Raw genomic sequence first — 12,262 nt, 5'->3', positions numbered from 1 at the left:
TATAGCGAAGGTATCTGTTAATTATAGTGGGGAACACAGGGGCAATACCGAACATCTCTTCTGATGGTTAAAGCAGTAGCCATAAAAGGCTGGTGTCAGAGAAGGTAGGTGATCGGTAAAAGGCTTTTATGATGTGGGTTAATTATATAGAAGCATAACTGTTATTATAGTCAATAGGTTTTAAACGAAGAAGGCTGCTCCTTATCAGGGCAGCCTTCTTCGTTTACTTATTAAGTGTCTAAGTCTAGAATCAATTCTTAGTCTGGTCTCTTGCCTGCAATAGCGGTCTTTAAATCTTCCAGTGCAATATATTGATTGGCTAACTCTTGTAGCTCTTCAGCTGTAACTCCTCTTATCGTATTGATATAATTATTGTAGTGCTCATAAGGGAGCTTATGCAGTACGATGCGCTTATACCGATCGCACTGCTCAAAGATGGTAGCTATATCATTTAGGAATTTACCCAACATATAGCTCTTCACTGTTTGTAACTCGTCTTCAGGGATGACTTCGTCCTGTAGAATCTTTATTTCCTTGCGAATCTCTTCTATCGTTTTGTCAGTTACCTGGTAGTTAACATCTGTACCGATAAAGAACAAGCTGTCATGCTCCTTAGGCGATATGGCTGAATAGATGCCATAGGTATAGCCTTTGTCTTCACGGATGTTACGCATCAGTCTGGAGCCAAAGTACCCGCCCAGGATCTCGTTTAGTACAACAAGCTTATGGTAATCTTCATGCCCAATTATGGGGAACTGCTTGCCTAACCTAATGGAGGACTGAAGGCTTTCTGGCATTAAAACAAAATCTTCTCGTGAGCCACTTGTAGGATTAGCAATTGCTGGTTCATCTTTCATTCCTGATAACTGTAGAGTGGCAATTTCTTTCTCCAGTAGTTTCTCTAAGTCATCATCGATTGCCCCACATGCGAAGACATCAAGCTGTTCTGTGCTATACCTGCTTTTGTAAAAGCTTGCTAGTTCTTCTTTGCTGATGTTATTCAGGGCATTTTCATCCAGACCAAATACATAAGGATGGGAGTTACCATAAAGTAACTTTGTAAAGCTATGCGTGGCCAGGTAGTTATTCTTCTGACGCTGTACCTTCAGGTTTTGCTGGTTACGTCTAAGTAGAAGCTCAAATTCTTCTGTTGGGAAAACCGGGTTTTGTAGGACGTCTAATACCAAAGGAAGTAGTTTGGGCACATACTTGCTTAGGCAATAGAGTGTAAATTCAGAGCGGTCATACCCTTGGTTGTTCTCGAAAGAGGCACCGTAGTAAGCAACCTGCTCAGCAATCTGCTTTGCTGTGTAATTCTTACTACCTTCAAAAAGCATCTTGCCTGTCAGGTCGGCAACACCTGCATGCTCTTCGTACCACTTACCCGCCTTAAAAACAAAATCCAGCCTGACAACAGGCTGGGTTTCGCTTTTGATATAATGCAGTCTGGCTCCGTTGCTTAAGTGATTAACTTCAGCTATTTGTAGCGTGACTGCTTCTATTTCATGTATTTCTGGTGCTTTTGTTCTATCAAGCATTCTTTAATTAGTTTGTTAATCTAAGTTAAGCGACAAACTGAAGCGAATGGTTTCAGCAAGAGGGTTTCCTCTTTCGCTTGGAATCAGGTATGCTGCGTCAATACCAAATTTCTGGTAGCGCAATCCTACACCTGTTGAGATATACTTTCTGTTGCCTTTCTCTGGGTTTTCATAAAAATAACCTAGACGCGCGGCAAACAGGTTGTTATACCAGTACTCTACACCACCAGAGAAGTTGATCTCTTTTAGTTCTTCACTGAAACCACCTGGTGCATCACCGAATGAAGTAAAGATACCACTGATCACTGTCTGTGTGCTGTCTGCACCTGGCGATGGAACCAGTAGTTTGTTGGCATCAATTACAAAAGTCAGTGAGTTGTACTGGTCAAGGTTATACGTAATTGCTGTACCTAGTTTCAGGTTAGTAGGAAGAAAATCCTTTTGGTCACCATTGGTATAGGCAATCTTTCCACCGATGTTAGAGATATTAGCTCCCAGACCCAGATTAAGGTTTTGCGAAAGATCACGGTTGTAGTACAAACCAACGTCCACAGCGGCAGTGTTACCCGGCTTAGACTCAAAAGGGGTAGCGCCGCCACCAATCGTTACGTTACCAGCCAGGTTAGAGCGGATAAAGCGTGCACCTATACCTAAACTGAAGTATTCGCTCAAGGCCTGGCCATAAGCAACAGACAGAGCATACTCTTTTGGCGAAAACTCTGTGATATCGTTACCATTGGCATCGATGAACTGAATGTCACCTAAGTCAAAGTATAGGAGAGACGCGGAGATAGCAGATGTCTCTGATAGTTTCTTATAACCGGAGAGATAGCTCAAAGACATATCATCTACGATGTTGCGCAACCAAGGAGAATAAGAAAAACTTACACTCATGTCATTCTGCACAAAGCCTAACTTGGCTGGGTTCCAGTGTGGTGTGTTTGCATCAGGGCTAATGGCAACACCTGCATCGCCCAAACCGGCGGAACGTGCATCAGGTGCTACTGTCAGAATTGGAACCGCAGTAGTTACGGTGCGCGAGTCCTGACCAATAGTAGATGACTGTGCTGATGCAAAGTGCACTGAGAAGAATGCAGCCACAAAAGCAGTGGCTTTTACAAGTAGATTTTTCTTATACATATAGAGGGTATTGATGCAAAATCAAATATAGAAATATTATAGGATTTTACTAATTCAAGAGCACAAGTTTCTCAAATCTAGTAGCTGTTGCTCCATCATACTGAGAACGTACAATGATTCGGTAAACGTATACGCCACGGGCTAATGTATCGTTAAATTCATCTCTCCCATTCCAATTAATATCAGATAAGTGTGACTTGCTGGCATAACTGGTGCCCTGCAGCGTTTTTACCAATTTTCCTGATACGGTAAATATTTGTATATGGATATCCAGATTTTCACCTGACCTGTTATGATCAAAGCGAAAAGTCGTGTTAGTCGAGAATGGATTCGGATAATTCAGCAGTTGTGTAATCGTCAGCTTTTCGTTGTTGGACACGATAAACTCCAGACGCTCTTCAGCCGAATTATTGTGCGTGTCCCAAGCTTTTAGCGACAAGGTATGCGGACCTTCTTTCAAATCTTTAAAAGGATAGCGTATAGTGCCGGACTGATAACTGTCACGATCAGCGGTATAGTAATCGTTTAGCACAAGGGCCTGGTCAGTACCTTCATCCAGTATGGCGATTATCTCATGGCCTGATCCTATACCTGCCGTGTTGAGCCCATTCTCGTCAAAAAGCTTTGCCAACAGTACCGGATCCTGGCCTGTCGTGCCGCCGAAAACAAATGACTCATCATCCATGAATAGCTTGATCACAGGAGGGGTATTGTCTGCTGCTATACCTGAGGCAGTACCGCCTATCACTACTGCGGTATCGGCCCCCATGGCATCGTGTGTGGCACTACTGGCATAAAGGCTGATCTTACCCGCGCCATAGCGGTAATCGATGTCCTTGGGAACGACAAAGCTGAGGTCAAAAGCGCCGGACCTTACAGAAGCCTGGCCATCATACACAATGTTTTCGCGCAGCTGAACAGGTATAGGCTGATTGCCGCCAGGTATAATGGGTTCGCCTGTGCGCTCCGGTGTGTTATCGCCGAGGGTGCGACGAGTAATCGGTTTCTCAAAAACAGTGATGTGCAGCGTCCCTTCAAAATCTGTTGCCGTGCTTCCGTCTGCATTCGTTACTACCCCTTTCATATTCACTTTACCCAGTGCACCCAATGTATCGGAAGCGGATTGCCCACCATTGATTTGGGTTATGTGAGTTTCTAAATGCGGGTAAGCCAATTGTTGAGAAGGATCAGCTAATAACGTAAAGTTACGGTTGTTCACACCTCTTGAGCCTCCTGTTTCTGTTAAGCTAATGTTCTTGGTATGCCGCATCACATCTCCCAGGCGAGGCATCCGTCCATTGATTGGGCTAAATGCCGCTTTGTAAAAATTGCGATTAAGTACCCGGTTATCACTCGAGAAAACAGGGCGTGTGGTCGTAAGCAGGCCGATCGCACCACCTTGAGGATTCAGCAAAGCAAGCTCAGCACCAGAAGAACGTCTTGGATCATCATAACGGCCAAATTCGCAAGTAGCGGTTAGCAGAAAGGTCAATCGGTCCTTATTACGCCAGTTGTTTATCTGCGGCACTGTCAGGATCTGCTCCCAGGCCCAACTGACTTCATTGCCATGCCCGGTATAGTTTACGATCAGGGAGCCCTGCTCAACGGCCTTGTCAATAGCACCAGCTGCACTGGGGGCACGTTGTCCGTTAGCGACGGCTTCCTGGGGGTATAGATCCAGGTATACCTTATTGGGATTGTAACTGATGTGTTGTCGCTCAAGATAGCTGCTCAAAAATTCAGCATCGTTCAGATGTTCATTATAATCGCCGTCGTCAGCCACAAAAGTTACCTGACTGCGCCACTTCCCAAAATTTCCCGGGCTGTCGTAAGCGATGACCTTGTCAACAACCGTGGCAGCTTCTGTCGTTGTTTTGACAGGCAGTCGGCCTATACCAATATCGAGCAAATGATCGCCCGCACTGCTTTCTGCCCACTCGCCTTCGTCCTCATCCAGAAAGCCGTAATAGTCTTCAGAAGAATAGCTGCTGATGGGGTGTAGCGACTGCCGGGATTGGTATACGGGGACAAAGTTCGTGTTATTAGTCAGGCGGTTTTTGTAGTCGTAGGATGCGTCACCAAAGAGTAATAGATAAATGACATCGTCGCCCTGCTTGCTGCTGCGGTTGTAGAGCATGCGCATGTAGTCGCGTGTGGCTGTCACATCCTGCGCTCCCGAAGAAAATTCGTTGTATACCTGTGTAGTGGTGACAACCGCGACTTCCATGTGACTGTGCTGCCGACGGTGCGCTGCCAGACGGTTGGCCTCCTGCAGAAAACGGGGATGGGTCAGGATAACCAAGTCAAGTCGGCCGTCGAGGTTATGGCTGTGCAGATCCTGATTGGCAACACGACCAAAAGGAGTCGGTTTAAAACCTGTATTACTGCGAACGGCCACAAACTCTCTTAAAATATCCGTTGGGGCACTGAAAGTGAGATCAGAACCGACAAGGTTTGTCTCTTGCAGGATAGGGCGCAGCGGATCAGTGATGTCCCATACCTGTGTGGCAGCCGGTGTGCTTGCTAAGCGGAAAGTGCTCACTGGACTGGCTATACTTGCAATGGAGCGGAAGCTAGTCTGATCACCGTAAAGCTTGAGCTGGCGCTCGTAGTGGAGTGTCAGGTAATTCAGAAAACCAAGAGCAGTGGAGTTGCTGCCAGCGTTGAAGTTGATTCCTACCTTGACCTCTGTCGGTTGTCCGAGCTGCTGCTGGTTTAAGGTATAAGTGTTGACGCTGTTCACGCCTTCCGGATGGTAAGGAAAAGTGCCACGTCCGCTGATCGTTTGTGTACCCAGAGAGTGACCATTAAGGCGCAAGGTATAGGAACTCTGTGCCGACGAATTTGCCATCAGGAAAGCCGTGAGCCAAACATCAGAGCCCGGTACCAGATCCGATACTGGAAGGCTGATTTCGCGGGAGGTGGTAAAGGCACTGAAGTCTTCGCCATACCATTCCCGGCCGGAGTATACCATGTTCTTCAGATCGCGCTCGTGGTGAATGCGCTCATTGTAACTGGTTATGGTTTGGCCTGCGCCACTTGCCTGTCTACGCTCGCTTATCCGAAGGCCTTTGCCTGACCCCACCCGAATAAAGTAGTAAGCTGTGTCTGAGTAAATGTTGTGAGTGTGGCGAAAAGCAGGGTTATCGCCGGTGGCTTGCCAGGTATGGGGGCCTTGTGCATAAAACAGCACATAGTCCGCTTCGTCAAAGCGGCCGTCATGTTCACCTGCCACCAAAATGCCATTCTCCACAAGGTCATCAGGGCGAGGAGTACTGTTGGGCTGCGGAAGCATACCACCTCCGTTGCCATAGAGTTGTAGGGTACGTGGGTCGAGTTGCTGGGTATTGATGCCTAGTGACTGCAGCAGCGCCCTGTCGATGCGGTGTATACCTGATTCGGTTACTCCGAGCTTATACCAACTGCCTGAGCTGAGCACCGATGAAGTGGCGAAACCAGTTTGTGTGTCTTCGGTACTATGGGTTGTGTTGCGAGACGATTCTTGCGTGATCTGCTCTTGTTGCCTGGTCGCTGTTATGCCTCCCTGTGCCCTTGCGTGGGGCGCTAGCAGGCAAGAGCCAAGCAGCAAACAGGTATACAGCGACAGAAAGATCCGCATAGCAGATGGGGGTAAATGAATGATAGGCTGTATAAATTTACAGAAGATTATCCTTAGAGCTAAATAATTGAGCAGTAATTATAATGACAGTGCCAGCAGTTCTTTGTCATACCTGTCGATATGTGTTTGCAGCGCTTATACCTGGGTTGCGACATGCTGCTATACCTTGTCCCTTCTATATGAAGCTTGCTGTCCGGAAAACTGCTTTGCAGTGAGTCCGGGCGTAAATTTCAGGAAGTAGTGGTTCTTCTGAAAATCGACAGGACCACGTAAAGTACGATGATCAAAGGTATGGCTGCGAACTTTGCAAGAGCCAGTAAGATGACAGAGATACCCAGGAAAACGAAACGGGTGGCATTGTCTTTCCAGGTCAGGTTCTTGAATTTAAGCGCAAACAAAGGCAACTCCGCTATCAGCAGGTATGAGAAGATGACTGTGACCGCTATCAGGAAATAAGGATTCAGAATAACGTCATCGTACAGATTGCCGGAAGTAGCCAGAATCAAAGGCAGCGAACCAATGAACATAGAACAGGCCGGGGTCGGTACCCCAATGAAAGACTCTGCCTGTCGTGTGTCGATGTTGAACTTAGCCAGGCGTAGGGCCGAGAAAATCGTGATCAGGAAACCGAAGAAAGGCAAAATATCAGCCGGTATACCTAGCACAGAGGCTTCGGCCTGCCAAAGGAGCGCAAACATAATAGCACCCGGCACTGCGCCAAATGACACCATGTCAGCCAGCGAATCCAGTTGCTTTCCTATCTCCGAATAAGCTTTCAGCACACGTGCCAGCATGCCATCCAGAAAGTCGAAGATGGCGGCTATACCGATCAGGTAGGCTGCATACTCCAACCTAAAGTTGAAGGCAAAGTATAGCGCCAGGCAGCCGCAAAAAAGATTAAGACAGGTGATGGCGTTAGGTATGTGTTTTTTCATCCGGGAGGCTTAGCGCAGGAATGGGTTATACTTCTTTTCGTACGCGATGGTAGTTTCAGGTCCGTGACCCGGGTATACCGTCGTTTCGTCCGGCAGTGTGAATAGCTTTGTTCTGATGCTGCTAATCAAGGTATCGAAGTCGCCGCCAGGCAGGTCAGTGCGACCGATGCTGCCTTTGAACAGCACGTCACCGCCTATGCATACCTGGTCGGGTTCGCTGTAAAACACCACATGGCCAGGTGCGTGGCCAGGCGCAAATATAATCTGCAGTTCGGTGTTGCCGAACTTGATCGTATCGCCTTCATTCAGGTAATTGGTAGAGGCCTCGACACCGCTGTACATCTGAAAGCCGTAGTTTGGGGCGTATACCGGCACGGCACGCAAAATCTCCAGTTCTTTTTCGTGTATTTCCAGCTCTACCTTGTAAGTGTCAGCTACAAACTTGTTGCCCAGCACATGGTCAATGTGGCAATGGGTGTTGAGCAGGCGCACCACTTTCAGGTCGTTCGCTTCGATATAGCGCTTTAGTTCTTGCTGTTCGGCTTGTTCATAGCAACCAGGATCCACTACTACGCATTCCTTGGTGTCGTCGTGCAGCAGGTAAGTGTTTTCCTGGAAGGGGTTAAATGTAAGACAGGTTACGTTCATGTTGTTTTCGTTCAAGGGCGCAGGCCCACAAATTCGGCTTCTAAGTTACGAACTTCAGGCGTAAGTCGTAAATTGCCTGTATGAATTATGACTACATAGTCGTGGGGCATGGCATTGCCGGCGCCACACTTGCCTATACCTTACGCAAACAGGGCCAGCGGGTGCTGGTGATCGACGAGCCGAAAGCAAACTCCGCCTCCCGTGTCGCAGCCGGCCTGGTAAACCCGGTGGCAGGCAAGCGCTTCGCCAAGTCCTGGCTCGTAGACACGCTGCTGCCCTATGCCGACAGCTTTTACGAGGAGTTGGAGGATCGATTTAATCAGCAGCTTTACATTCGCAAACCGATCTACAAAGTATTCTCGACTATAGAGGAGCAGAACAACTGGATGGCCAAAAGTGCCGAAGGGAACTGGAGCGAATACATTGGAGCCACCTATACCCAGAGCACTGGCCATGAAACGATCCAGGATCCATTTGGCGGCATCATGATCAGGAAAGGCGGCTACCTGCGCATAGCCGATACGCTTGATCTGTTGCTGCAAGACTTACAGCAGGATAATGCATTGCTGTCTGAGCGCTTTGAGATGGAGCAACTGCAACTGCCGGGACAAGGTATAGCATACAAAAACATTACGGCAAGTCATCTGGTTTTCTGTGAAGGCTGGCAAGCTGTGCAGAATCCTTACTTTAAGTGGTTGCCGCTACAGCCAACTAAGGGCGAGGTATTAGAGGTGCAGACACAGGATTTTAACCCGGAATGCATCTATAATAAAGCCGTTTACGTTGTTCCCGTAGGAGAGGGCCGCTTTAAGATAGGGGCCACCTACAACTGGCGCCAACCTGACGAGCAACCAACCACAGAAGGCAAGGATGAGTTAAGTGAGCGCTTTGAGCAGATTACCACACAATCTTACCAGGTGAGCAAGCACTGGGCCGGTATAAGGCCTGCTGTGCGCGACCGCCGTCCGCTAATAGGCCGGCATCCGGAGCATGCGCAGTTGAGCGTGTTCAATGGCATGGGTTCCAAGGGTGTGCTGATGGCGCCTTACCTCGCCTGCGTATTTGCCAAAGCACTCACGGAGGGTACAGAATTGCTGCCGGACGTACACATTTCGAGATATTATTCGTTATATTACGACTACATAAAACACCATAACCCAGAACTCTAAGCGCATGCGTTTTCCTATAAGGTTATTGTTACTGTTCCTGTGCTGCGTTGCTACAGGCGAAGTGGCTATGGCCCAGCCTAATGTCCAGACCTTTGGCCGGAGCCGAATTCAGTATAAGAACTTCGATTGGAAGCTCTACAGCACCCAGAATTTTAACATATACTTCTATGCCGGCGGTGATCAGTCGGCCCGCAACGCAGCGGAGTATGCCGAGCGCGAACTCAAGCGCATCACCAGCTTTATCGGGTACTACCCTTACTCCAAGATCACGCTGATCGTCTACAACTCGATGACGGACCTGAAGCAAAGTAACATCGGGATGCAGCGCGACCAGTTCCAGACGGGCGGCGAAACGCTCTTCCTCAAAAACAAACTGGAACTAGCATACGACGGCACTCAAACTGACTTCAAGCGTGACCTGAGCTATCAACTCACTGAGCTATTGCTCAACGATATGATGTATGGCGGTAGCCTGAAAGAAGCCCTGCAGAGCAGCTACCTGCTGCGCCTGCCTGACTGGTTTATCAGTGGGGTGGCGGCTTATACCGCTGAGGGCTGGAGCCTGCGCATGGACAACTATGTGCGCGATATGCTGATGGTGAACAGCAAGGCCCGTATGGAAGACGTGCTGGCCCGCGATCAGGAATTAGGCGGCCAGGCCATCTGGAATTACATAGCCGAGCGCTATGGCTATACCTCCATCCAGAACATACTGAACCTGACCCGCATTACCCGCGATACCGAGGTCGGCATTACAAGCAGCCTGAACATTCCATACAAGCGTTTTCTGCAGGACTGCCACAACTACTACATGCAGATCAATACCCGAGGGGAGAATCCACTGATTAGCCTGCCTGCTGAAAATAAGGTTTTCCAGAAAAACCGTAAGGATATCCGCTATACCCAACCTGTGCTGAACCCGGCCGGTACACTGATGGCTTATGCCGAAAATGAGAATGGAAGTTACCAGATCATCGTGAAAGAGGTGGGCAGCAACCGCAGCCGTGTGGTATGGAAGAGCGGCTATAAAACCGTTGACCAGCGCATCGATTACAAACTGCCCATACTGGCCTGGCGTACCAATACCCAACTTGGATTTATTGAAGCAAGACGCGGTCAGATGGTACTGCGTCAGATCAACTCCACCCGTCGCCGTTCCCGCATTCCGGTATTTGACGATGTGCGCACTCCTGCCGTCACACTCAGTCAGTTCTCGCAGGTCCGTGATATGAGCTACTCCGAAGACGGGAACACCCTGTTGATTAGTGCCGTTCGCGATGGGCAGACCGACCTTTACCTGCTCTCCAGCAGCGGCCGCATGCAACAGCAGCTGACCAATGATATTTATGACGATATCCAGCCAGTTTTCCTGAAAGGAGGAAACAACAACATCGCCTTTAGCTCTAACCGCTTTGTGGACACGACAGGTCAGGCTGCAACAGGCAGTTTCTTGAGTGTAGTCAACAACTACGACATTTTCCTGATGCCACGCGATGGTGGCAATGCGCGTCAGATCACATTCTCCATTGCAAGTGAGCTGCGACCTCGTGCCACAGCAGACGGCAACCTGGTATACCTCAGCGAAGAGACTGGTGTGCGGAGTCTTTACAAGTATGATATAGCCTCGGGTACGCGTCGGCCTTTAACCAACTTCCTGCAGGATATTGAAAGCTATGACCTGGGGGGAGATGCAAACACGCTGGTACTGACTGCAGATGACAACGCCCGCAGCTTTGTATACCTTTTCCCGACGTTCAGCCCAACCACCCAGAGCGAGCTGCCAAAAACCTCACGACAAATTATACTGGAGACCCGCGCACGAAGCACAGCTGCTACCACCGCCACTACCCGTAAGATTGTGGAAGGTGCTACTACCCGTAAGAGATCTCAGCGCCAGGGCGAGGTAGATATAGAGAATTACCAGTTCGAGAGTGATGCCAAGGAGCAACAACAGGCCGAAACCGAAGCTAAAACACAGGCCGCAGCACCGCAGCGTGCACGCACTACCGAAGGCGGTGTGCCGATTGCAGGCCCCGTGGACTATGATCTTCGCTTCAGCGTGCAGGAGGTAATCACGTCAGTTTATGCCGATCCGCAGCTAGGCTTTGGTATCGTGGCCGGAGTGAATATGAGCGACTTGTTCGAGAATCACCACATACGAGGTAATGCCTTTGTTCGCACCGACCTGGAGACCAGCCGCATGTTTGCGGAGTACATGAACCTGAAGAATCGCTTTGACATCGGATTGCAGTATCGCCGTGATGTGATTGTGGGGCAGGCACCGGAGTTTCCGGGATCTGTGGTGCGTTTCGGCAAGCACGAGTTCTCCCCAACCTTGGTTTACCCGCTAAGCTACAGTACCAGCATCCGCATGCAGCCTCGTTTCGTCAACACACGCTTCACCTATATCAACAGCTTTGTGACACCCGACCGTATTGATTACTTCGGTGGTGGTAGCGTGGAATTGGTATTTGATAACTCCGTGGTGCGCGGCGTGAACATGCTGGAAGGAACCCGCATGAAAGCAGGTATCATGAGTTTGAAGAACTTTGAGCATAGCGAAGAGAACTTCAGCAAGTTTTACCTAGATTTGCGTCACTATCAGAAAATACACCGCCAGATCATATTGGCCGGTCGCATCAACTACGGTGCTTTCTTTGGTAATGCACCCAAGAACTTCCTGATAGGCGGTATGGACAACTGGCTTTTCGCATCGGAGGACGATGGCATTTCCACACGTGACGATGTAGTGGTGAGAACACCTGCTGACCTCTTTTACCTTGATTATACCACACCGTTGCGTGGCTTTAACTTCAACGCACGCCGCGGTTCCAAGGTGTTGCTGGCCAATCTGGAGCTGCGTATACCTATTGTGCAGTATCTCTACGATGGCCCTATCCCGTCCGGCTTTTTCCGCAACCTGCAGTTTACTGCTTTCGGTGACGCAGGATCAGCCTACAACGGTACAAACCCATTCACTGGTAACAACTCCATCAACACCCGCGTCATAGGCGGCCGCATAGACCAGACCAACACGAGTCCGTTTGAGATCACGGTGATCAACTATCGCAATCCGTTCTTGCTGGGATATGGGGTAGGGGCACGTACCACCCTGTTTGGGGTATACGGTAAGGTCGATATGGCCTGGAGTCAGGAGGACAATTCGCGTAACGGACCTAAGTTTTACATTACCTTAGGCTACGACTTCTAGCA

General features: G+C 49.0%; 7 protein-coding genes. 2 read left to right on the top strand and 5 right to left on the bottom strand.

All coding sequences use genetic code 11. From position 1 onward, the window contains the following. Positions 1–257 precede the first annotated feature (257 nt). The 5 genes from AC5FX6_RS13280 to AC5FX6_RS13260 form a co-directional block, all read right to left on the bottom strand. Entirely contained in the window at positions 258–1,538 is a 1,281-nt protein-coding gene (locus tag AC5FX6_RS13280; protein WP_493597531.1) for a M16 family metallopeptidase, read from the bottom strand. 15 nt (positions 1,539–1,553) lie between these two features. Beyond that, on the bottom strand, positions 1,554–2,678 hold the full coding sequence (gene porV, locus AC5FX6_RS13275; RefSeq protein WP_493597530.1) for a type IX secretion system outer membrane channel protein PorV: 1,125 nt from the start codon (positions 2,676–2,678) through the stop codon (positions 1,554–1,556). Positions 2,679–2,727: 49 nt separating this feature from the next. Further along, complete coding sequence (gene porU, locus AC5FX6_RS13270; RefSeq protein WP_493597529.1) at positions 2,728–6,297, bottom strand: type IX secretion system sortase PorU; 3,570 nt, start codon at positions 6,295–6,297, stop codon at positions 2,728–2,730. Positions 6,298–6,527: 230 nt separating this feature from the next. Then, positions 6,528–7,232, bottom strand: coding sequence for a CDP-alcohol phosphatidyltransferase family protein (locus AC5FX6_RS13265; RefSeq protein ID WP_493597528.1), 705 nt, complete (start codon positions 7,230–7,232; stop codon positions 6,528–6,530). Between the two features lie 9 nt (positions 7,233–7,241). Continuing rightward, entirely contained in the window at positions 7,242–7,880 is a 639-nt protein-coding gene (locus AC5FX6_RS13260; protein WP_493597527.1) for an MBL fold metallo-hydrolase, read from the bottom strand. 80 nt (positions 7,881–7,960) lie between these two features. Between AC5FX6_RS13260 and AC5FX6_RS13255 the strand changes: the two genes are divergently transcribed. Together AC5FX6_RS13255 and AC5FX6_RS13250 are read left to right on the top strand one after the other, a co-directional pair. Next, positions 7,961–9,049: an NAD(P)/FAD-dependent oxidoreductase gene (locus tag AC5FX6_RS13255; protein ID WP_493597526.1), complete on the top strand. Its 1,089-nt coding sequence runs from the start codon at positions 7,961–7,963 to the stop codon at positions 9,047–9,049. A gap of 4 nt (positions 9,050–9,053) precedes the next feature. Beyond that, positions 9,054–12,260 (top strand): hypothetical protein, encoded by a 3,207-nt coding sequence (locus tag AC5FX6_RS13250; protein WP_493597525.1) that lies wholly within the window; start codon positions 9,054–9,056, stop codon positions 12,258–12,260. Positions 12,261–12,262 lie beyond the last annotated feature (2 nt).

Source organism: Pontibacter sp. LHS2 (assembly GCF_058932845.1).
This window is presented reverse-complemented; position numbering and strand designations above follow the sequence as displayed.

What these genes read in the sequence shown, in the direction of transcription:
- AC5FX6_RS13250 (WP_493597525.1), top strand. Translation starts at nt 9,054, where the DNA reads ATGCGTTTTCCTATAAGGTTATTGTTACTGTTCCTGTGCTGCGTTGCT.
- AC5FX6_RS13255 (WP_493597526.1), top strand. Translation starts at nt 7,961, where the DNA reads ATGAATTATGACTACATAGTCGTGGGGCATGGCATTGCCGGCGCCACA.
- AC5FX6_RS13280 (WP_493597531.1), bottom strand. Translation starts at nt 1,538, where the DNA reads ATGCTTGATAGAACAAAAGCACCAGAAATACATGAAATAGAAGCAGTC.
- AC5FX6_RS13260 (WP_493597527.1), bottom strand. Translation starts at nt 7,880, where the DNA reads ATGAACGTAACCTGTCTTACATTTAACCCCTTCCAGGAAAACACTTAC.
- porU (WP_493597529.1), bottom strand. Translation starts at nt 6,297, where the DNA reads ATGCGGATCTTTCTGTCGCTGTATACCTGTTTGCTGCTTGGCTCTTGC.
- porV (WP_493597530.1), bottom strand. Translation starts at nt 2,678, where the DNA reads ATGTATAAGAAAAATCTACTTGTAAAAGCCACTGCTTTTGTGGCTGCA.
- AC5FX6_RS13265 (WP_493597528.1), bottom strand. Translation starts at nt 7,232, where the DNA reads ATGAAAAAACACATACCTAACGCCATCACCTGTCTTAATCTTTTTTGC.